A 20,555-nucleotide genomic window follows, 5' to 3' on the forward strand; every position below is an offset into this window, starting at 1 on the left:
CCTCGCCCGGTCAAGGAGATTGGATCGGAGCGGTTCCAAAGAAGATGGATCGCAAAACGATCAATAGGCGATTCTCAGTTTTTGATAAACGAATCCCAACAGCCAAATCGGGCCGATCATCAAAAACTGAAGGTCTTTGAAGAAGGAAGGTTTTTTCCCTTCGATCTTATGACCGATAAACTGTCCGATCCAGGCAAGAACGAAGATCGTAATTGAAAGTTCTAAAATACCGTAAGCATACGTTCCGAGCATGATCGGAAGGACGGTCCCCTGCAAGATTACGATTAGGTAAATCATCAAAGAACTGAGAAAGAACATTCCCAGAGCCAACGTCACGGAAAGTCTTACGTAAAAAGCGAGTGCAAACACAAGAGCCAAAGTCGCAAAGTTCAAGTAGGGAACGGACTGAAAAAAAGAAGGCACTGGAATGGACCAAAGAAGACCGATGACAGTAAAGTAAATCAACGGAACGCAAACCCAATGGATATTTTTGTTGATCGGGTTGCGGTGGCTTTCCGCGTATTCGTTAAACCAGGTTTCAACGGATTTCATAAAAAACTCCTCTCGTTTAAAAATTTTAAACGTTCGAAATAGAATCGCAAGTGTTTTTTTCGAACTTAGTGAATAAAATCCACTTTCAGAAGGTTAAACATTTGCTATCCTACCAAATTCCCGTGGGATTTCGGGACTCGGTTCAAAAAGTCGGATCTTATAAGTTCGGACCCTTTTTTCTCAAGAGCCTGTTTTTTACATTCAGCGGAAAGGCCCGTTAAAAGCTTCTCAAAAATTAATTCGAAGTGGTTTCTTTCGGGGGAACTTCCGAATTTTCGGTCGTTGGTTCCGCAGCGTCCGTTGGCGTTTTCGGTTCAACGGAAACGGTAGGAACCGTCACCGGTTGCTGCTGAGGCGGCGATTCCATTTCGAGGGGGCGGGTGATTCGTTCGATCGGAAGTCGTTTTACGTGATTGGCCATTTCTTTCAAAATCGCTTCCGTAATCTGTTTCATGATTTCGCCGGTGACTTGGTTTTCCAAAACCTCGGTGATCATCGAACTGATGTCTTCTCCGAGACGTTTTGAAATTTCACCCATAAACGGGATTCTGGATAACTCTCCCAATAAGAACTTGGATTGAAGGGATTCGTTTACCTTGGCGTTGAATTCTTTTTGATGAAGTTCAAAGGCGCGTTTGGCGAGCTGACTGTAATCCAAGCGGATCATCACTTCTTCCACTCTTTCCAAAGAATGCAGAAAAACCGCGTCCGCGATCGTATCCACGATCACGTCCCGAAATCGAAACGTGATCTCTCTTGTGACGATATCGCTCAGGTTTTGTCCGGATTGACCTAACTTGTAAAATGCGATGAGAATCTTCATTCCCCTCAAAAGCAAAAAAGGGCGGAGAAAATAAAACGGGATCACTCCGACGATTTCATACCAGTTCATCGAAAAGTATGTGCTCGGATCTTTCGATTTTCGAAACTTAGTGATCAGTTCCATCACCCATACGACTAATACGAAGAAGTCGAAGCCGATCATATACGCGTACAATTCTTTCGGAAGAATTTCCTTATACGAGTTGTAGATCAAAAGTAGAAGAACGTCCAGGGCAGCAAGGGAAAGAAGAAATAAATCTCTTCCCGACCCGGGCAGCGCCTTGAGCCAAAGATAAAAATGCCAGATGTTAAATTTGTTGACCCGGACCGGATAACGTTCGGAATCAGCCATTTTACTCATACTCTCCCCGGAAAGGTTGGTTTACAGTATTTACGAGAATGGGATTCTGGTCACTACAATTCCATGTCTTCTCAAGTGGCAATTGACGGTTTCAATCTGATCTATAAATTTCCCGATTTGGAAGAATGTATGTATCAGAATCGGCTTTCCAAAGCCAGACAAGGACTGTTGGAATTGTTAGAATCGTATTCCAAAAAAAAGAAAAAACAAACCTTTCACGTTTTCTTCGATGGAAAGAAAGAAGTCGGTAGCGAAGTCTATCAGGAAAACTTCGGAAAACTGAACGTATATTTCAGTCGAGAAAGAAAGGCGGACGACGTGATCAAGGAATTCGTTCGAACGAACGTACGTCCATCCGAGATTCAAGTGGTCAGTTCGGATAAGGAGATTTTTTTTCACGCGAAGAAATGGGGCGCTCATCCTATCACTTCCGAAGAATTCGCATCTCTTGTACTCGCCGAAATCTCTCCTCCAAAAATCGAAGCAGACTCCGAAGAATTCAAAGATAAAAAACTGAACTCCGAAGAAGTGGAATACTGGAAAAATTTATTTAGGAAAGGCAGATAACAGTGCTGTTCAACTCCGTTACGTTTGCGATTTTCTTTGCCGTTGTTTATGCGATCTATTGGACGATTCCGAAAAAGAACCGTCCCGACTTTCTGATTCTTTCCAGCGCGTTCTTTTACGTCTGGTTTTCCTGGGTGTTCTTCCTCCATTTCGTCGCGGTAATTCTTCTGAATTACTTTTTTTACCTGAGAATCAAAACTTCGAAGGACCGTTCCAAACACTGGATGATTGCGTCGGTTCTTTTTAACTGCGTCAATTTAGGATTCTTCAAATACTTTTATTTCTTTTCCAGAGTTCTTGCGGACGTAACCGGTTATCCGTTTTTCACCGAGATCCAAGGGATCGTTCATATCATTCTTCCGTTGGCGATCAGCTTTTACAGCTTTCAGATGATCGCCGCGGCGGTGGACGCGAGAAGAAATCCTTCGGGAGAAACGATTTCTCTCAAAGGATATTTTTTGTTCGTATTATTTTTTCCCGTTTTGATCGCGGGTCCGATCATGAGAACCGGGGATTTTTTCCCGAATCTGAGCAACCTCGAACCCGATCGCGACAAAATCTATAACGGCTGTTATCTGATGATCAGCGGTTTGATCAAAAAAGTACTGATCGCCGATCCTGCGGCCGGATTGATTTCTCCGATTTTCTCAAGTCCGGAAACATACGATTCGTATTCTCTGATCCTGGCGGGAATCGGATATTCGATTCAGGTCTTCTGCGACTTTTCCGGGCTTACGGATATGGCGCGCGGAGTGGGGGCGCTTCTCGGATTTTATCTGCCGGAAAACTTCAAAGCTCCGTTCTTTTCTCTCAGCGGAAGGGAACTTTGGCAGAGATGGCACATAACGTTGTCCTTTTGGCTCCGCGATTATATCTATTTCTCCTTGGGCGGAAGTAAGGTCGCGCAATGGAGAACGCACTTGAATCTGATTTTGACCATGACCATCGGAGGGTTTTGGCACGGGGCGGATTATACGTTCATCGCTTGGGGATTTTATTGGGGATGTCTTCTTGCCGGAGAACGATATTTGGAAACTTCGCTCGGTTGGAAGTTAACTCCGGAAAAGAACGTTTTCCTGAAAGTGATCAAGGCCTGCATCGTGTTTCTTTTATTTTCTTTCAGCGCGGTGTTGTTCCGCGCGGACAACGCAAAGACGATGGTGCAACACGTAACGGGAATTTTTCGAAATTCTCCCGATACGATCGAAACACAGATCGCTTCTTCTTCTCTTTCTTGGTTGAACGACGCCGGAACTTTGATCGACGGAAATTCTTTCTTTCTCCTCAAACAAATGGAGAATGTGGAGAAATTCTTTTATCTCTTTCTCGCACTCGTTCTGTTCAACTGGGTTCAATATGTTCCCGATTTTTGGAAGCGCTTTCGGAAATACGATCCGTTGCTTTTGACGGCGCTCGGCGTTCTTACCGTGTTTTTACTCGCGTTGTTTTCGGAAGATTCGGGCGCGTTCATCTATTACAAATTTTAGGAAAATAGAATGTTTCGAAATCGATTTCTACTCGTTCCTTTTATCATTTTTCTGCTCGCATTCGGAATCGATAAACTCATCAGTTCCACCGCGTTCGAGCCGTATTATTCGCTGACCCTATCGGATTTGAACTTTAGACATAAGGAATTTCTTTTCGACGAACTCAAAGAGTATCTCCAAAAAGAGAATCGCAAGAAGGTTCTGGTTTATTTCGGAAATTCAAGGGCGCTTCTATTCAGAAACGATTATATAGAAAAGAAATATCCGGATTGGGTTCTGTTTAATTTTTCAGTACCGGGCGGCTCTCCGGATTATTATCTTTACTGGCTGGAACGATTTCAAGCCGACGCGGTTAAACCGGATTTTATCCTGATGGATGAGTCGATCGAAATCTTCAATTCCTCCTCCGTTTTGACTTTGGACGAGGTCCTTTTTTACGGACTCAGCGCGTCCTTCGTTTTCCGTCACGCGGATCGATATTCTTCCTCGGATCTGACCGGTTATATTGCGAAGAAATTATTTCATACGCACAAGAATCGTCCTCGCATAGGCGTGATTCGCGCCAGAGCCAAGAACGGAGGGGTTCTCGCCGCAGGTTACAGTAAACTTCGAACAACAATCTGGGAGAATCTCAAAAAACAAAGAGGTAGCGCCACGTCGGACGCGAGTCCGCGGATCGTATTGCCCGCGGAACTTTTGAAAAAGAGATCCAATACGGATTTTAAATCGTATCTGACTCCGTTTACGTTCAATCCCAAGATGTTGGCGAATCAAGAAGACGCGATTCGGATCGTAAAAGAAAGCAAGGTTCCATTTGCGACGATCTGGGTGCGCGTGTCCCGTCCTTATTTCGAACTCTATAAAACGCGGAAAGTTCTTACGAACGAGAAGGACGAGAAGACCCCGTACGACATTATGGTTCCGATATTACAAAAATTGCATGCGTCTACCGGAACCGAGTTTTGGAATATGAACGAAGATCCAGAATATCACTGCGACGATTTCAGCGACCCGGGACACATGTCTCCGAGTTGTTTTAACGACTACGCGGATTTTATTTTCAAACGATTGCCGAAATGAATGGATGGGAATGGAGAAACCGATGATCGAACTTTTTGAATCTTCTATTTCGGGAAATTCGCATAAAGTGCGAATGTTGTTGTCTTTCCTGAATTTGAAATATGAAAGCGTTTCCATAGATTTAAAAGGAAAAGAACAGAAAACCGAGGACTTCTTAAAAAAGAATCCGTTCGGACAAGTACCAGTTTTGAAAGACAAAGAAGTTATCATCCGTGATAGCCACGCGATCTTGGTCTATCTCGCTTTGGAATACGGAAAAAAAGAGGATTGGTTTCCCAGCTCGAGTTTTGAAGCGGCCAAAGTGATCCAATGGGTTTCGACCTCCGCGAACGAAGTGGGTCGCGGTCCGGCTGCGTTACGCGCTCATCATAAATTCGGACGAAAGATCCATGAGGAAGATGCGCTTGCGGTAACGAACGATCTTTTGCGGATTTTGGAAAATCAATTGAAACAAGATCCGTGGCTGATCGGGAATAAGATCACGATCGCGGACGTCTCGTTGTATCCTTATATCGCGCTGGCACACGAAGGAAAGATTGATTTAAAACCGTATGAAAAAATCCGCGCTTGGCTGAAACGGATCGAAAGTCTGCCCGGTTATGTTTCGATGGAAGGAATCGAGTTACAAGGCGTTTGAACGAAGCTGAGATTTTTCAAAAAGTTTCCGTCGGTACAATCAATTTCGGTCCTCCAGACAGACGATCGCGAGCGGATTTACCAGATGCTATACGATTTTGAAAAACGTTTCAGTTAACGGAAGAATCTACGATCTTACTTTACAATCTGCTCCACCAACTCGGGCAAAATCTCTCCCGTTTTTCCCTGCAGAAATAAATCCACCGAAGAGGAAAACGAGGAACGTTCCGGATTGATCTCCACCAATAGGGAACCGGAACGTTTTGCGATCTGAGCCAAATAGACCGGCATACTCACCGAACCGGACGTTCCTAAAATCAACAATAGATTCGTGCTTTGCATTCTCGAGATCGAAAGATTGAGTTTGTCCTCGTCATAACTTTCCCCGAACCACACCACGCCGGGCCGAAGCGGACCTGCGCACGAGTTGCATCTTGGAGGAAGAGAATCCGATTCGGAAATTTTTACCTTGGATTCTTGTCCGCAGGAAACACAACGATTGAGAAAGATGTTTCCGTGAATTTCGACGAGCTTTCGAGAACCGGCGTTTTCATGAAGCCCGTCCACGTTCTGCGTAATGAGGAAAAAATCGGGATGAGATTTTTCTAAATCGGCAAGAGCGGTATGACCCGGGTTCGGTGCCTTGCTTTCGATGATGCCTCTTCTCCAGAGATACCATTCCCAAACCAGCTTGGGATCCTTTTCGAAGGCTTGCGGAGTCGCGAGATCTTCGGCGCGGAAATTTTTCCAAAGTCCGTCCGCGCCACGAAACGTGGGTATCTCGCTTTCCGCTGAAATTCCCGCTCCGCTGATCGCCGTGATTTTACGAAACGTATGTTTGTGTTCGGCTAAGAATTCTTTCATGAGGCCAGTTGAAGAGCGGACTTCACTTTCAACATGGATTCTTCCCCGCAAAGAATTCTAACGAGTTCGAGGGAGAATTCAAACGCGGAACCGGGGCCGATGCTCGTCACGATTTTTCCGGAAATTTCCAGTCGGGAACCCGTATAACCGGGAGCGTCCGAAACGATTCCCGGAAACGCTGTGAATTTATCTTTTTGTGTTAGAATATTCTGATGTACTAATACGCTGGGAGCGGCGCAGATCGCTCCGATCCATTTTCCTTCCTGCTTTGCCTCTTTTAGGAGTTGGGCGATTTTGGGATCGGCTCCGAGGGCTTTGGTTCCGGGGCCGCCTCCCGGAAGAACGATCATATCGAAGTGTTTCAAGTCGACCCGGTCCAGGGTCGTATCCGCTAAAATGCGAACTCCTCGGGATGCTTTGACTTCTCCTTCCTTTAAGGAAGCGCTCGTGACTTCGACCCCGGCTCGTCGCAAAATATCCACGATGATGACGGCTTCCATTTCTTCCATTCCTTCCGCAAAAGGAACCAAAACCTTAGGCATGGACTTCTCCTTGAAAACGAAATCAGTCCCTGGAGCCTTTCCAGGTGACGTTCAGGTTTAAGAAGTAATTTGTGATCATCGCCGCTAAAATGGCAAGCGAATCCGATAAAAATTTAACAGGAAGTCCGGAAGAATTCAATTCTAAAAGAAAAATTCGATGATACAAAAGTTGAAATACGCTGATCTGAATCAGAAGTCCCAAAAGACTTACGAGATGGAACAGAATTAGACCTTGCACGATCCGGATTCCTACGTATCTTTTTTCGTAGAACGTAAGATAGTTGTTCAAGATAAAATTGGAAAGAATGGAGATTTCGATTCCGAAAAGAACCGAACTGTAAACCGGATTTAAAAATCGAAACGGGGTTTGTATCTCCGGAAAACGGAAGGTTTCTCCGATTACAAGTCCGAATAAATTCACGAGAACCCCGAAAGAACCCACCAAGGAATACAAGAGAAAGGTAGGAGAAATCTTTTTTCCGAAACGAAGATCGAGTAGGGCGATCAGATAATTCCGGATCACCGAGCCGTCCAATTTCGTTTTGCCGAATTCCCTGCTGCGGAACGTAAACGGAACTTCGAATATCTTCGGAGTTTGCCCGGCTCCATTCAAGAATTCTAATAGGATTTTGAATCCTCTCGGATTGATTCGATCCGCCGTTTTTTGAAAATACGAACGGGAAATCGCAAAGAATCCGCTCATCGGATCGGAGATCGGAATCGGCAAAAGAAACTTTGCGAGTTTGGTCGCGAACACGCTGGAGCTCCTCCGCAGGAACGACCAATCGGATGTGGAACCTCCGTTCGTATAACGGGTTCCTACGCTCACGTCAAAACCGTTCTTTAGGATCGGTTGAACCAAGGCGGGAAGAATTCTTTCGTCGTGTTGTAAGTCCGCGTCCATCACGACGAATACCTTTCCTTTCGCGATCGCCATTCCCGAAAGGACCGCGGAAGAAAGTCCTCGACCTTCCATTCTTCGGAGAACCGTTAACGTAGGGAATTTCCCTTGGAGAGTTTCTGCGACTTCCCAGGTTTTATCGGGGCTGTTGTCGTCTACGAGAATGATTTCAAAGGATACGTTTTTCAGCGCTTCCGCGATTTTCGGAACTAAGATCGGAATATTTTCTCTTTCGTTGTAGGTAGGGAGAATGACGGAGATTTCCGGGTTTGTCATCGGTTTTCAGAGTTTTGGAAGTCGGATAATTTGTAAAATCAATAATTAAGTGTACACTTACTTATTTTAGAGTTGATTACGATTTGAGATTTCTCGCCAAAATCGAATCGAACCGGTCATTTTGAAAAATTACAAATCTCTGACATTTTGAGAAAGGTTTTAAAAAAGAAGAACGTAAAAAAAACGCTGTGAATCGAAAAACTTTTCTCATAAATTCGATCCGTCCTTTCATGGAATCCGTATGGCGTTCAAAAGAAGAATCCATCCCCGAATCTGGCGTCGAATCTTAGGCGCCTTTGCGTTCTTAGGCGTTACTCATTTTCTGACTTCCTTTCTTTTGCACCAGGAATTGGATTCTCGTTTGAAACTTCCGTTTTTCGGAAATCGAATTCATTCTTCCTATGCGCCGACGAAACTCCGCTGGCTCAAATTCGCGTTTCATCTTCATTCGGATCGGGACGGTTTTTCCCCGTTCCGAAGTCCTCCCGAGGAAATTCAGGAAAAGTATCTCGATAAACGATACGACCTCGTCGGAATCACCGATTATCTGAAGATCAGCGGGATCGATTCCAAAGAACCGAGATTTTTTCCCGGTTACGAATGGGGCAGGGATTTCAATCGAAAACATATTCTTGCTTTGGGAACCAAGGTTGCCGTTCCGGACTTCTTTCCTTTGTATGCTTCTGCGGGAAACATTCAGTGGACGATCGATCAGATGCGAAAGTCCGGGGCCTTCGTTTCGATCAGTCATCCCGGTTTGGAAGGTTCTATCTCGTATTCTTTGATCGAACGATTGCGAGGAGTCGATGCGGTTGAAGTTTTTTCGCCCTACGGAGATACGTTTCAAGAATGGATCCGGCTTTTGGATCAAGGAACTCCGATTTTGGCTACGAGCGGGGATGATCTGCATTACTTTCCGGGAGAATTCATCCGTGCGATGAAACTTCCTTTGTATCGGAGAATTTTTCACGAACTTACTTTTTCCGAACAAAACGCGGGAGACGCTTTTGTGCGTTATGTTCTTTTGAATACGAATTCGTATGATCCGAAAGAGATCACTGCGAACCTAAAGAAAGGAAATTACGTTTCCGTAATAAAGATCGTAGACTATATGGATGATCCGAAAATTTCCGAACTTCGGTTGGATGGAAATACGATCGTCGCCGAGTTTCCGGAAACGTTCATCAAGGCGGAATTTATCGGAAAAGGCGGAACGATCTTAAAGGAAGAGCTGCAAAAACAGAAGGCCGAATTTTCGATCCGGCCCGAGGATGGATACGCGATTCTGCGCGTCGTTTTTCCCTCCGGTTTTATCGTCTCGAATCCGTTTTACCGGATTTCCGAACCGGAAGGAAATCGAACGGAGAATTCTCTCGATCCTAAGGATTGATTCGGCAACAGAGAAGGGCGCTTGCTCCTCCGTTTCGTTGCGCGATTCCTCCCGCATATTCTTGATCTCCGCATTGACCTTTGTAAGAACCGTACGCCCAATCTCCGCCTTTGATCGACGCGCGATTGTCGCCTCGATCAAACCAGACCGTTCTGCAGGAATTGCTTAGATTGATTCCGCTTTGAGAACAGAGGATTCCGCTCGTTCCCCAAGAACGTTTGGAAAAACCGGAAACGTAAAAATTTTGCGGACATTCGTATTTCGTAAAACCGCCGGCCCAATCTCCGGTTCCATGATAACGGGTAGGAGTTTCATAAACGGCTTGCACGTTGTAGTTTCGATTGGAATTCCAGAGATTGCCCGTGCCGATGTCCGTACAAAGCGCTTTTTGATTGGTGCTTAGTCCGTTCAAACGATATCCGTCCGGACAAGTTCCTTTGTTCGCGCCGTTGTCCCAGTCGTTTGCGATTGTAGAACTGTTGTCGTTGCCGGAACCGATCCATAAATTCGAAAAATGATTTTCCTGAATGAAGCCGGTTCTGCCGTTTGTGGAGAGAAGTCGGTTTAGATGTTGAAATCGCCAATCTTCTTTAAGAGTTCTCGACCAGTCGCTGGATAAAAGTCCCCATTCGTCGTTTCCGTTTAGGGGCCAATAGGCGAAGTCCATATCACGTTCGATCAAAACGTCCGTTAAACGGCGCAGCCATTCCTGATCTTGTGCGCCGCTTGAGGAAGGAGACGCGCCGAATTCGCTCAACCAAACCGGAGCGGAATAATACATTTCGGGAGTGACGACGTAACCCCATTCGTTTTGAACCGTTGACTTAAACGTATTCTCGTCCATGTCGCGGTATTTGATATTTCCACCCGAAGTCGAGTCGTCTCCATTGTGGTTGGGTCCGATATACGCGTAATTGTGAGCCGCATAGACGAGTTTGTTGGAGAGAGGAAGATGAACCGGAAGATCCTTGATCGGTTTTAAATGAGGACGTTCTCCGGAACCCAAAATCGGAATGAGCCCCCACCAATTGATTCCTTCCACGATCACGAGAATATTAGAATTCTCTTGTGTGATCAGAACGCCCATTTCTTGCGACGCTTTGTGCCAATCGTTTATATCGTTCATTCCCCAATTCGGACTATCGGGTATATGTGTGTCGCCTTTGCGCATCGTACGAACCTCGTTTCTAAGATCCACTCCTACGACCATCGGATTGTTTTTGTAGCGACGGATCATCATCAGCCAATCCGACTGCCACATTTCCGTCGTTTGGTTATAGGCGAACGAAGAGCCGGTATGATACCAGAGGCCGTTGTAATCGTAACCGCAGCACCATTCGGAAAAGGTGGTGTGATTGTTGAGAATGACGACGATTCCCGCTTGGGTCAAAGCTTGGATAGTTGCATCATAAACTTCTAATGGAGTTTTTCCGAAAAATTGCGGATTGGCCGCAACCGATTCGTTGGAAACGGCCGTGTTTCGATGAAGCAATAGATTGGAAAAGGGAAGTCGAACAGAATTGAATCCCCATTCTTGAATGAGGGAAACGATATGAGCGATGGGTTGTTTGTCCAGGCCCGAAACGACATATTGCGTATCGCTCGCGCCATACCAATTGACGGACTTGAGCTTGAAACGATTTCGATTCGCGTCGACGATATATCGACCGTCCGTGCTGAACGGAACACTCGGATTGACCGTTGTGGTCGATAAAAAAGAAGAAGTCGCGTTTCGGTTTTGAAATTGCGCCGAGCTTTCTGCGATCGATCCGATCGGATTGAAAAACAAAGAAAGAATCGTTTCCGTATCTTTGGGTGAAGAAGTTTCATTGCACCCGATCAAAAGTATAAGTGCCGAAAGGCAAACGAGAAGTCCGATCGAAATTCGATTTCGAATCGATTTGTTTTTGCCCGGGGATGCGACTAAATTTGATTTCCGCATTGTATTCTCTCCATTTTTTTGAAACTGATGGTAACGATTGCGGTTATTTTTCTACAAGATTGCCCTTATATTGTTCTTATAAAGAGAGGCGGGTGGGTTTCCTTTTCTGAATATTCTCAGAGACGAAGCTCATTGCCGATCGAAGAAAAGCCGATATCGTTCGGATAGAAGTGTGCATTCTAGAGAACGAATGAATGTGACGCTTTTCCATTGACAAAGATACGAATTCTTTTCATCCAGATTTATGATTCCTCGTATTATATATCCCAGCGTTGCATAAGATTTTTTTCAACTCTTAGCCGTTTAGCATCAGACATTCCGTCTTTGTAAGTATCTCTCCTTGAAGATCTTCGTGACCATGTGTCTCTCCTGTAGATTCAGTTTCCTAATGCACCTCAACCATCTAAGGAAAGAATGCACTAGATTGATTCTTCTAAGATTTGGAGTAGATTTTTACGTGATTCCTAAAAACAGTTTGGAGTAGATTCTTATGTGATGCAACAGGGAACTTCCGATAATCTATATTATGTCGCATTATGAAATTTAACAAGATGTATGTTCTGGCACATCGGTAACACTCTAGACCGGAGACCTGGGTTCAAATAGGATCCTTCTGTTTCAAGCTGGAAGCATTCATTTTATTTATTCATCCAACAGAAAATCGGATCTGAATATTCAGATCCGCCGCAAGATCAAGATACAACAGAATTAAATCATTACTTGAGAAAAACGTTCGGATAAGAGTTATACACGCGGTTTGTTCCTAATTTCGAGACAGGATACGAATTCTTTCTCGAATGATTTCGTATGAGATCCTACATTTCCAAGAAAGACGAACTGAATCAATCATGAACCTCCCGCTGAATCACTTCCACACTAAACTCAAAAGATTTCAACCGATAACTCAGTGACCAAATAGCTTTCGGATCTTGAAGACTTTATTCCTTCTTCGTAAGAAACGATTTTTATTTATAATTGTTAAAATCTGCGAACTGGCCCTTCTGCGAAATGAAATTGCAATTCTTCCTTTCCGTTCAATTTTGCGCGCATGAAAAAACAAAGTTTAACACTGATGCTTGCGGCGCTTAGCTGCATTTTTCTTTTGGCGACCGCTTGCAACTCGCAAGATCCGGTCAGTTATAACAACAAAATCATGGATGTCCTAAACGGTTCCACCGATGATATGGATGCGCTCAACGATTCGATGGTAAAGGAAGATTACGCTGCTGCTGAAACGGTACGGAAATCTTGGGAAACGAAACTTGTAAAGGCTTCCGAAACCCTCAAAGGCATCGGAGATTTCAAAGGAAATTCCGATTTCAAGAATACGGCTGTCAAAGCGATTGATTCGTATAAGAACAGTGTGAGCAACGATTATAAACAGCTGATCGAACTTCGCACAAGCTTAAAAGCGGGAGCAAAAGTGGACGAAGGAAAAATCGACGATCTTTTGAACAAAATCAATCACGACTTTGAAAAAGCGGCTAACGAGCTGAATGCCGCTTCGGAGAAGTTCGAAAAGGATTTTAACAAATAATCTTTTGATAAAGACTGATGCGACGCTTCCGGTTCAGGTCGCATCGGAAACAAGCAAAGCACGCCGGATCGCAAAACTCCGGCGTTCGTGTTCAGGAAGGAATCTTAATAATACTGTCCTAAAGTGATGGTAACGATGGTTTTGTTGTTATCCTTTTTGTTGATGCACTCGCATTTTACCTGCGCTGATTGGCTATAATACCCTTGGTGCGCCGAAAAACCGGGAGCCGCCTTACAGCTCTTATAGAGTCCCTCGTTCACCAAACGGTTGCAAGCTTCTTGAATTGCGGCCGCAGCGTCGCTTGCTTGGGAAAATACTCTTCCGGGAGCCAGAATTCCCGCTAAAATCAATGTAACAAATAACGCTCTTTCAACCCATCTTTGAATCACGGAAAATCCCTCTCTTATGAACTAAAAATAAATAATTCTCTCGTCTAAAATTTCAAGAGATTATTTTCAAAATTGCTGTTTTATCAACAAATTTCTGAAATAATTTTTCACAGAAAAAAAAATAGGAATTCAGGACTATGACCCTTCTGCCTTTGAGAATCATATCGTACTTACTGGTGTGTTTTCTATCCTTCTCCCTTGCGGCGCAAACCGCGAATCCCGCAACCGGTTCCGAAGAAAAATCGCTCGAAGAATACAAAGTGAAAAAGAACGATTCGCTTACTAAAATCGCAAAGGAAGTTCTAAACGATCCGGGAAAATGGAAAGAATTTCTGAAATACAATCAAATCCAAAATCCTTCTCTCATCAAGGAAGGAATGGTTCTCAAGGTTCCCGTTCACTTGAGAAAGGTTGTCGAAGTTGAAGGCCAGCCGATGGCCGCACTCGAGCTGTATCACGGCGTTGTGGAATATTCCAAAAAACCGAAAGAAGGAAATCCGGTTTGGAGCGCGGTATCTAAAAATCAAATTCTCAGAGACGGTGAAAGTCTGAAAACCGGCGTAAAATCCGGCGCATTCTTAGCCTTTGTGGACAACGAAACCAAAGTAAAGATCTTTGAAAAGTCGAGCTTTCGTGTTTCCAAAAAAGAAGCCCCCGAGATCTTTTTGGAAAACGGGCAACTGCAAGCCGACGTGAAACCCGGAATTTTCAAAACGGCAAAGAAGGCGGTTCAAAAACTGGTCATCAATACTCCCGTCGCGGTCGTGGGTGTTCGAGGAACGAAATTCTACGTGAACAACGAAGGTGAGGAACGAACCGACGTGGGATGTTTTGAAGGAACCGTGAACGTCAGCGCTTCCGGAAAAGATGTGGATGTGAAAGCCGGATTCGGAACCTACGTGGAAAAAGGAAAACCTCCCGTAGAGCCGTTCCCGATTCCGAGCAAAATTCAAATCGATAAGGATTTCCAGAACAAATGAAGAAGTTCGAAAACTTCGCCGAAATCACGGCGACCCTCGTTCTGCTTTGGATCGGGACCATCGGAGCGCAAGATAGAAAGGAATTCGAACTCCGGTGGAAGGCGGATTCCGCCTCGCAATCCTATCGAGTCGAATTTTCGGATACTTCCGATTTTCGAGTGATCCAAAGAACTCTTACAACCAACGAAAGACAGATTCGATTCTTCCCCGAAGGCAATGAACGATATATCCGCGTCGTCGGAATCGGAAGAAAAGAATCCAGAGGAGAACCTTCGGATGCGATCTCGATCGATTCGCTTAGACCGTTCGTAAAGCTGGAACGAAAGGCGCCGGCTCAGGACAACAAAGCGATCATTCTTTCTCCGACTCAAAACGAAAAGATCGTTTTGGATAATCCGAGTGCGGGAAGAAACGGGGTGAAGGTTTTCTTTCGAGTGAACGAAGGGGAATGGAAAGAATATCAAGGAACGATCTCCGGACTTCAGGAAGGAAAGAACGACGTTGAATTCTATTCCGAAACGGCTTCCGGAGTCAAAGAACTGACCAAGTTGATGGAAGTCGTTCAGGATACGAAGAAGCCCGAAGTCAAAGTCGAGATCGGAAAAGGATGGAAGCTGGAATCGGTTTACGTCACAAGAAGAGATCAACTTCTTCAGGTGGAAATCATAGACGCCGTTTCGGGAGTCGCGGATGCGGAATTCTACTTCTTTCAGAACGGTAAAAAATTTCCGGTCAATCCGATTTCTCAGGAAAAGAATTTCTATCGGTTTCAAATTCCGAACTCGATCGAGGACGGAAGTTTCGGGATCGACGTGAAGGCGAAGGATTTTGCGGGAAATAGCACCGAAGAAAATTTTTACGGAATCTTGGATTCCAATCCGCCGATCTGCCGCGTGAGTCCGCATATCGGAGCCGGAGAATTATTCCCCATCGGAACCGAAATTCAAATTCAATGCGAGGACTTGATCTCCGGAATGAGATCGATTCAATTCAGCGTAAACGGAAGCGAATATCGCAATTACGCGGAAGGACTCGTATTGGAAGCCGGAAAACACAACTTCGACTTTCGGGTAAGCGATAAGGTAGGAAATGTCGCCAACGTAAAGGCCCAATATACGATTCTAAGCCCGACCTTGGAATCCAAGATAAAGATTAAACAACAAACGAAGTAAGGCATCTCCTACTTCGAAAAAATCGGATTCAAACAGAGATCAATCCGCGGACTGAACGCTCAGAACGCGAAGCTCCGATGCTTGCGTTTTGATCTTCACGATTTCTTCCTGCAGTTTGCCGGAATCCTCGTTGATCTCGTTGATTTCCGTACCGAGATTTCCCATCGTCTGAACCATTTCCCTTTGACCGAGCATCTGCTCTTTCGTGGCTCGAAGGATTTCTTCCGAGGTGGATTTGATTCGGCTCACTTCCGATACGAATTTTTGAATGATGGATTTTTGCTCGAGATAAAACAGGTTCATCTTGTCGATCCGGTCCACGGTCTCCAAAATTTTCAGTTTTTGATTTTCGGTCATGTCCCCCGTTTCCGTGGAAGCGATTCTCGCCTCTTCGATGAATTTGCGGGATTGATTGACGATATCCGAAATCGAGTTTGCGTTTCCGGAAGTGAATTCTGCGAGTTTGCTGACTTCGTTCGCTACGACGGCAAAACCTCGACCCGCCGCCCCTGCCCTTGCGGCTTCGATGGAAGCGTTCAAAGCGAGTAAGTTCGTCTTATCCGCGATCTCGCTCATGATACGATTGATCTCGTCTACGCGGTTGAAGGAATTCGTAATGTCGACCAAATAGGATTTCGTTTTTTCCGCGGCGATCGTGACATTCTCCATATCCTCTTTGTTCTCTTTCGCAAAGATCGCGAGAGCCTCGCTCAAGGACGCGCTGTTCTTCAGAATTTCGTCTAACTTTGCGGAGCTGCCCGCGAGTTCACCCAAACTGAGATTCTGGGTTTCGATCGAATGCGCGGTGCTCGAGGAAGAAGCGGAAAGTTCTTCGATGACCGCGTTCACTTCTTCGATGGCGGCTGCTTGCGATTCCATCTTCTCGCCGGTGCGGTTGATAAAATCAGCGAACTTACGAATCGAGTTTTCCAGACTTTCCGCGGATTTTTCCAAGGTCTGACGATCCTGCGTGAGTTTATTCAAAAGAACTTGAGAATCTTCGTACAGTTTCGAGCCTTCATCCGTCAATTTACCGAACAACTTCATCAATTGGGAAAGAATGATACTCGCCGTAAAAACGAACGTGACCTTTACGATTTGAACCGAGAAGATCATGTGACCGGGAACTTTGCCGAGTTCGGGGTTTTCCGTCAAAACCATCCCGCCCTTCCAAGCCACGAAAATCGAAGCGATGATTCCTAACGCGGAAAGAACGCCGATCAAAAGCACGAACCTTCTTTCACCCAAAAAGGAGGAGTAGATCATCACGTAGAAATAAATAAAGAAGATGAGCATGTTGGCGAGAATTCCCGAAGAAACCGTCGGTTCGATCGAACAATCCGCCATCAAGGTCAGAGAAAGAATGTTCACGTCCAAGAGAACTAACGTCTTCTGAAAACGAACACCGATCTTACCCGTACGGTGAAGCGCGAATTCCAGAAGACAATACGCCGCCATCAAAGCCGTGCCGACGACGTGCGCAATTACTTGAGTCGGGTGATTGGTTTTGGAAACGCTGAGAAGCGTAAGAGAAAATAAAATGACCAAACCGAGGCGAATTCGGTTGATCACAACGGCTCCGTCTTTCCAGATCTGGTGGATCGAAGATTTTTGGGAATGAGCCGCAGACTGCATGAAATTCTCCTTTGGAACGGCCTATCTTGGAAGGCTCGGATAAAAAAGAAAAGCAAAAACTTCGAATAATAAAAAGCGGACATAGGCTTTGGGCGCCCGCCGGAGAAAACTAAATTCAAAGGATCTAATGTTTTGAAAAAACCTCCGGCGCCGCGTCTCGTCCGGGGTGCGCTAACGCTTCCGTTCCGAAAAAACTTTGAGAGCGAGCCGATTCGATCGTCGCGGTGGATGGCTCCTAACGTGTGTAGTTCGGAACCGCTTCGCGCCCTTCCGGCCGCTGGCGCGCCGAAAGACAAAATTCTATTTAAAAGCAAAACGGAATCAACGAAAAACGTTACGTTGCACTTGACAGAAAGGTTTTGGCTGTTTCTATTCTGAAAAACGAAAAGGAAACTAAAAATCGATGAAAGTCATATTGAGAATTCTGGCCGGACTTGCGGTGTTGGTGATCGGATTTTTTCTACTCGGAATTTTTGCCGATCCGAAGTTCGAAGGCGAAATCAGCGAAACGATCAACGCTCCGGTCGACAAAGTGTATCAACATCTTTTGAATTTGGAAGCGATTCCGAAATACAGACCGGAAGTCACCGAAGTCGTACTCGAAGGAAAGAGCGCGAAAGGATATCCGATCTGGAAAGAAGGAACGGATATGGGCGGTTATATTCATTTCGAGATGCTGGAACGTGAGGAAAATTCTCGGATTCGGATCGAGATGAAAGAAAGCAGCTTTGGAATGAAGGGAATTTGGGATTATAAACTTAAAGCAGAGGGAAACACAACGAAAATAACGATTTCCGAAACATCGGAGGTTTCCAGCATTCCGATTCGATCGATCTTCTCTCTTGTAGGAAAGGACGCGAACCTAAAAAAAGAAATCGAAATTCTGAAGACGGTATTTCCTTAAACTTTTCCTAAAAAAAGGAATTTCTTAGAAGCGCTCGCATTCAAAACGCTTCTAAGAAATTACGAATGGTATCGTCGGGTCTTTGAAAGGAAATTTATTTTTTAGATTCCGCTACGATCGAACCTCGAACCTGCCCTTCTTCTCTGTCGATCGATTTGATGAGAATATAGAGTTTTCCCGCGTTAAGATCCTTCTTTTGATTCACGTTAAGATCGCAAGAACCCCAATCTTTCCAAGGGCTATTAGTCGCATTGTAAGGCGGTTTGAACGTGCAAAGGGGCGTTTCGTTTCCTTCGGTGAGAATGAGAATTTCAGTCGCGTTGCTTCCGAAGTATTCATAAGAACCGGAAATCTTGAGCTTGCTTGTTTCATCGTCCAAGATCGCGTCTACGCTTCCTCGCGCGTTCACGTTTTTCTGAGCGGCGTCTTTCAGGGAGGCGACGAATTTCGTGTTTCCTTTTCCATAAACGACAAAAGGGAGAGCTATAATGCAAAGAGCAAACAAATAGCTTTTCTTAAACATGTTCCTATCCTTCTTTTTATTTCGAGAACGAAAGCCTTCGTTTTCGGTATTTCAGTAACCGAATTCGGAAAGAAGTTTGCTAAGAAAAAATTTTAGATAAAAAATATTTGAAGCCGACGTTTAGATTTTGGTGTATTAGGATTTTTTAATTATAAGTTGTGAATCGTTTTCGAAAATCGATTCTCGAATTAAGATTTAGGGGGAATTTTTTGCGCGATTCTTCTTTGTAAGAACGACTCGTAAAGATTTTGTTTCGTTTCTTTTTGAACGAACTCCGAGCTGTGAAAGTATCTTTGATCCTTTGGAGAAAAAATCAGATCTGTTTCCATCGGATTTCGACGATTTGTCGGATCTTCGCTGAGAATGATTTCTTGTTTCGTTGGAATATGAATGTACGTTTCGGAAAATAGGCTTTTTTCGTCTGACCGTAGTTCGGCGATCTCGCTTAGGGATAAGGATCGCAGTTGTTTGAGGCCTTTCGATTTCAGAAACTGATAGAACTCTTTGTCTTTTTTACTTCGAATTCCCACGCTCGTAAACCAAAGATCGAATTCATTTTCTCCCGTGATCGAATTAAAGATCTGGATATTCGCTCCATTTTGGATCAGAAATTTGGAAAGTTCATATTTGCGGTTCAAAACCGCGTTTAGCAAGGGCGATTCATAGATAGAAGGTCCTGTTCCTTGAGGATCGTCTTGGCGATACCCTCCCCGATTGACGTCCGCTCCCGCTTGAACCAAAAGTTTGGCGACTTCTACGCTCGTCGTTTTACTCAGCGGGGTGTGATTAGCGGAATAAAACTTTTCCGTCGAAATGTAGGTTCCGTCGATATACAAGACCGATTCTTGTTTGCAGCCTATTGCTCTTTCGTTCGGATCCGCACCTCTTTCTAAAAGTAGTTGTACAAGTTTGGTATTCCCCAAGGACGCGGCCAATTCCAAAGGAGTTTCGCATTCGTTTGCTTGTTTCCAATTCTCGTTCGTTTGAATTAGGGAGATCGCCTTTTCGATCTGCCGGGTTCGGATGAGATCGTTGAGCTTTGCCGAACAGGAAAGCGCAAGGACGCAGAATAAAAATAGAATCGGCTTTTCAATCCGTTTCATTCGAAATCAACGGAATCGTTTAAGATCGATCTTTAAGGAAGAATCAAACCGGAGAGAAGTTTTTCGAATTCTTCTTTTTCGAGATCGAAACGATTTTCCAAAGTATAAGTCGTGAACTGAATCGAGCCTCTGCTGCTGCTCGTCACAAAACTATAGAAGATGAATTTCATTCCGCTGAACAAGGCGGCATACTTGATCAGTTTCCCGGCTTTTCCGTTGATTTTGCAATCCGTTGTTTCGATGAGATGCGCGTTTGGATCGATTGCTTTTGCGTTTACGACTAAAAGCTCCGGAAAGGATTCCATAGGAATTTCCAGTCCTTCGAAAATCACCATAGCATAACCGCTTCTCTTTTTGTTTTCGAATTCAAATTCGGAAACTTTATTGGATTTCTGTGCGGATTGGTTCCATTTTTTCGGATTGTACCAAATCGTGAATTCTCCGGATTCGCTTTTGAGTTCGGCGTTATGTTCTTCCGATTTTGTTAGGTTGAGTCCCTTTGTCTTTTCGTTGGATTTATTCTTTTCCGAAGCTTCGTTTGCGTATTTCCAAGTAAAGTCCGAGTTCAGGATTACTTTTTTTCCGCTCTTGGTGGTTGCTTCTTCTGTAGCAAAACCTTCGGTCGCCAAGATAATAAATAAGAGAAATATGATTTGTTTCATTTTAAAACCCGGATTATTCTTTAGAATTCTTTTGAATCGAATTCGACTCAGATTAAGAACTCTTTTAATTCTGGAAATCGAAAAGTGAACGATTTTGCAGACCGCCGGAATAAAAAAAGCCCGGTGTTGAAACCGAGCTTTTAGTTAAGAGATTTGATAACAGAAAAAGTAGCGTGACCTAACACCCTCGGGACTTTCTTTCGAAAGCCCCGAGTTTTTGTCGTTGCTCC

Annotated in this window: 20 protein-coding genes; 9 read left to right on the forward strand and 11 right to left on the reverse strand. The window is 44.6% G+C overall.

All coding sequences use genetic code 11. The annotated features are described in order from the left end of the window. Window positions 1–60: 60 nt before the first annotated feature. Window positions 61–552 carry an Mpo1 family 2-hydroxy fatty acid dioxygenase gene (locus DLM76_RS14140; RefSeq protein ID WP_118955688.1) on the reverse strand — a complete coding sequence of 164 codons (492 nt, stop codon included), beginning with the start codon at window positions 550–552 and terminating at the stop codon, window positions 61–63. Between the two features lie 235 nt (window positions 553–787). Then, window positions 788–1,726: a hypothetical protein gene (locus DLM76_RS14145; RefSeq protein ID WP_241548248.1), complete on the reverse strand. Its 939-nt coding sequence runs from the start codon at window positions 1,724–1,726 to the stop codon at window positions 788–790. 72 nt (window positions 1,727–1,798) lie between these two features. Between DLM76_RS14145 and DLM76_RS14150 the strand changes: the two genes are divergently transcribed. From DLM76_RS14150 to DLM76_RS14165, 4 genes are read left to right on the forward strand one after another with little or no spacing between them, the layout of a single operon-like run. After that, window positions 1,799–2,302, forward strand: a complete 504-nt coding sequence (locus DLM76_RS14150; protein WP_118955687.1) for an NYN domain-containing protein — start codon at window positions 1,799–1,801, stop codon at window positions 2,300–2,302. Window positions 2,303–2,304: 2 nt separating this feature from the next. Further along, on the forward strand, window positions 2,305–3,789 hold the full coding sequence (locus DLM76_RS14155) for an MBOAT family O-acyltransferase (RefSeq protein ID WP_118965568.1): 1,485 nt from the start codon (window positions 2,305–2,307) through the stop codon (window positions 3,787–3,789). Between the two features lie 9 nt (window positions 3,790–3,798). After that, a complete protein-coding gene (locus DLM76_RS14160; RefSeq protein ID WP_118965569.1) occupies window positions 3,799–4,869 on the forward strand; it encodes a DUF1574 domain-containing protein in 1,071 nt (356 codons plus the stop codon). A gap of 22 nt (window positions 4,870–4,891) precedes the next feature. Beyond that, on the forward strand, window positions 4,892–5,506 hold the full coding sequence (locus DLM76_RS14165; RefSeq protein ID WP_118965621.1) for a glutathione S-transferase family protein: 615 nt from the start codon (window positions 4,892–4,894) through the stop codon (window positions 5,504–5,506). Window positions 5,507–5,640: 134 nt separating this feature from the next. Here DLM76_RS14165 and DLM76_RS14170 read toward each other — a convergent pair whose 3' ends face one another. Genes DLM76_RS14170 through DLM76_RS14180 form a run of 3 tightly spaced genes read right to left on the reverse strand, consistent with a single transcriptional unit; the run spans window position 5,641 to window position 8,088 of the window. Continuing rightward, window positions 5,641–6,369 carry an SIR2 family NAD-dependent protein deacylase gene (locus DLM76_RS14170; protein WP_118965570.1) on the reverse strand — a complete coding sequence of 243 codons (729 nt, stop codon included), beginning with the start codon at window positions 6,367–6,369 and terminating at the stop codon, window positions 5,641–5,643. Beyond that, window positions 6,366–6,911: a DJ-1 family glyoxalase III gene (locus tag DLM76_RS14175; protein ID WP_118965571.1), complete on the reverse strand. Its 546-nt coding sequence runs from the start codon at window positions 6,909–6,911 to the stop codon at window positions 6,366–6,368. Before DLM76_RS14175 ends, DLM76_RS14170 begins: the two co-directional genes overlap by 4 nt. Window positions 6,912–6,933: 22 nt before the next feature. Next, complete coding sequence (locus tag DLM76_RS14180) at window positions 6,934–8,088, reverse strand: glycosyltransferase family 2 protein (RefSeq protein ID WP_118955682.1); 1,155 nt, start codon at window positions 8,086–8,088, stop codon at window positions 6,934–6,936. Window positions 8,089–8,329: 241 nt separating this feature from the next. Between DLM76_RS14180 and DLM76_RS14185 the strand changes: the two genes are divergently transcribed. Then, window positions 8,330–9,478: a PHP domain-containing protein gene (locus DLM76_RS14185; RefSeq protein WP_118965572.1), complete on the forward strand. Its 1,149-nt coding sequence runs from the start codon at window positions 8,330–8,332 to the stop codon at window positions 9,476–9,478. On the opposite strand, the gene DLM76_RS14190 is transcribed toward DLM76_RS14185, so the two are convergent. After that, window positions 9,468–11,420, reverse strand: a complete 1,953-nt coding sequence (locus DLM76_RS14190) for a glycoside hydrolase family 5 protein (protein WP_118965573.1) — start codon at window positions 11,418–11,420, stop codon at window positions 9,468–9,470. The two genes, DLM76_RS14185 and DLM76_RS14190, sit on opposite strands and share 11 nt — an antisense overlap. 1,048 nt (window positions 11,421–12,468) lie before the next feature. Between DLM76_RS14190 and DLM76_RS14195 the strand changes: the two genes are divergently transcribed. Then, window positions 12,469–12,957 carry an LIC11966 family lipoprotein gene (locus DLM76_RS14195; RefSeq protein WP_118965574.1) on the forward strand — a complete coding sequence of 163 codons (489 nt, stop codon included), beginning with the start codon at window positions 12,469–12,471 and terminating at the stop codon, window positions 12,955–12,957. A gap of 104 nt (window positions 12,958–13,061) precedes the next feature. Here DLM76_RS14195 and DLM76_RS14200 read toward each other — a convergent pair whose 3' ends face one another. Next, window positions 13,062–13,346 (reverse strand): hypothetical protein, encoded by a 285-nt coding sequence (locus DLM76_RS14200; protein ID WP_118955678.1) that lies wholly within the window; start codon window positions 13,344–13,346, stop codon window positions 13,062–13,064. Window positions 13,347–13,483: 137 nt separating this feature from the next. On the opposite strand from DLM76_RS14200, the gene DLM76_RS14205 reads away from it, so the two are divergent. Together DLM76_RS14205 and DLM76_RS14210 are read left to right on the forward strand one after the other, a co-directional pair. Further along, a complete protein-coding gene (locus DLM76_RS14205) occupies window positions 13,484–14,326 on the forward strand; it encodes a FecR family protein (RefSeq protein WP_118965575.1) in 843 nt (280 codons plus the stop codon). Continuing rightward, on the forward strand, window positions 14,323–15,498 hold the full coding sequence (locus DLM76_RS14210) for a hypothetical protein (RefSeq protein WP_118965576.1): 1,176 nt from the start codon (window positions 14,323–14,325) through the stop codon (window positions 15,496–15,498). Before DLM76_RS14205 ends, DLM76_RS14210 begins: the two co-directional genes overlap by 4 nt. 39 nt (window positions 15,499–15,537) lie before the next feature. Here the strand turns inward: DLM76_RS14210 and DLM76_RS14215 are convergent, their stop codons facing one another. Continuing rightward, window positions 15,538–17,133, reverse strand: a complete 1,596-nt coding sequence (locus DLM76_RS14215) for a methyl-accepting chemotaxis protein (RefSeq protein WP_118965577.1) — start codon at window positions 17,131–17,133, stop codon at window positions 15,538–15,540. Window positions 17,134–17,536: 403 nt separating this feature from the next. Between DLM76_RS14215 and DLM76_RS14225 the strand changes: the two genes are divergently transcribed. Next, window positions 17,537–18,037: an SRPBCC family protein gene (locus DLM76_RS14225; RefSeq protein ID WP_118965579.1), complete on the forward strand. Its 501-nt coding sequence runs from the start codon at window positions 17,537–17,539 to the stop codon at window positions 18,035–18,037. Window positions 18,038–18,131: 94 nt separating this feature from the next. Here DLM76_RS14225 and DLM76_RS14230 read toward each other — a convergent pair whose 3' ends face one another. The 3 genes from DLM76_RS14230 to DLM76_RS14240 form a co-directional block, all read right to left on the reverse strand. Further along, window positions 18,132–18,560, reverse strand: coding sequence for a CHRD domain-containing protein (locus DLM76_RS14230; protein WP_118955672.1), 429 nt, complete (start codon window positions 18,558–18,560; stop codon window positions 18,132–18,134). 188 nt (window positions 18,561–18,748) lie between these two features. Next, a complete protein-coding gene (locus tag DLM76_RS14235; protein ID WP_118965580.1) occupies window positions 18,749–19,663 on the reverse strand; it encodes an ankyrin repeat domain-containing protein in 915 nt (304 codons plus the stop codon). Window positions 19,664–19,695: 32 nt separating this feature from the next. Beyond that, on the reverse strand, window positions 19,696–20,325 hold the full coding sequence (locus DLM76_RS14240) for a DUF3157 family protein (protein WP_118955670.1): 630 nt from the start codon (window positions 20,323–20,325) through the stop codon (window positions 19,696–19,698). Window positions 20,326–20,555 lie beyond the last annotated feature (230 nt).

Source organism: Leptospira yasudae (assembly GCF_003545925.1).
In the GTDB taxonomy this organism is placed as follows: domain Bacteria; phylum Spirochaetota; class Leptospiria; order Leptospirales; family Leptospiraceae; genus Leptospira; species Leptospira yasudae.

Bases quoted from the DNA above. Each gene is read 5' to 3' on its own strand.
- DLM76_RS14140 (WP_118955688.1), bottom strand. From the start codon at position 552: ATGAAATCCGTTGAAACCTGGTTTAACGAATACGCGGAAAGCCACCGC.
- DLM76_RS14145 (WP_241548248.1), bottom strand. From the start codon at position 1,726: ATGGCTGATTCCGAACGTTATCCGGTCCGGGTCAACAAATTTAACATC.
- DLM76_RS14150 (WP_118955687.1), top strand. From the start codon at position 1,799: ATGTCTTCTCAAGTGGCAATTGACGGTTTCAATCTGATCTATAAATTT.
- DLM76_RS14160 (WP_118965569.1), top strand. From the start codon at position 3,799: ATGTTTCGAAATCGATTTCTACTCGTTCCTTTTATCATTTTTCTGCTC.
- DLM76_RS14165 (WP_118965621.1), top strand. From the start codon at position 4,892: ATGATCGAACTTTTTGAATCTTCTATTTCGGGAAATTCGCATAAAGTG.
- DLM76_RS14170 (WP_118965570.1), bottom strand. From the start codon at position 6,369: ATGAAAGAATTCTTAGCCGAACACAAACATACGTTTCGTAAAATCACG.
- DLM76_RS14175 (WP_118965571.1), bottom strand. From the start codon at position 6,911: ATGCCTAAGGTTTTGGTTCCTTTTGCGGAAGGAATGGAAGAAATGGAA.
- DLM76_RS14180 (WP_118955682.1), bottom strand. From the start codon at position 8,088: ATGACAAACCCGGAAATCTCCGTCATTCTCCCTACCTACAACGAAAGA.
- DLM76_RS14185 (WP_118965572.1), top strand. From the start codon at position 8,330: ATGGCGTTCAAAAGAAGAATCCATCCCCGAATCTGGCGTCGAATCTTA.
- DLM76_RS14190 (WP_118965573.1), bottom strand. From the start codon at position 11,420: ATGCGGAAATCAAATTTAGTCGCATCCCCGGGCAAAAACAAATCGATT.
- DLM76_RS14195 (WP_118965574.1), top strand. From the start codon at position 12,469: ATGAAAAAACAAAGTTTAACACTGATGCTTGCGGCGCTTAGCTGCATT.
- DLM76_RS14205 (WP_118965575.1), top strand. From the start codon at position 13,484: ATGACCCTTCTGCCTTTGAGAATCATATCGTACTTACTGGTGTGTTTT.
- DLM76_RS14210 (WP_118965576.1), top strand. From the start codon at position 14,323: ATGAAGAAGTTCGAAAACTTCGCCGAAATCACGGCGACCCTCGTTCTG.
- DLM76_RS14215 (WP_118965577.1), bottom strand. From the start codon at position 17,133: ATGCAGTCTGCGGCTCATTCCCAAAAATCTTCGATCCACCAGATCTGG.
- DLM76_RS14225 (WP_118965579.1), top strand. From the start codon at position 17,537: ATGAAAGTCATATTGAGAATTCTGGCCGGACTTGCGGTGTTGGTGATC.
- DLM76_RS14230 (WP_118955672.1), bottom strand. From the start codon at position 18,560: ATGTTTAAGAAAAGCTATTTGTTTGCTCTTTGCATTATAGCTCTCCCT.
- DLM76_RS14235 (WP_118965580.1), bottom strand. From the start codon at position 19,663: ATGAAACGGATTGAAAAGCCGATTCTATTTTTATTCTGCGTCCTTGCG.
- DLM76_RS14240 (WP_118955670.1), bottom strand. From the start codon at position 20,325: ATGAAACAAATCATATTTCTCTTATTTATTATCTTGGCGACCGAAGGT.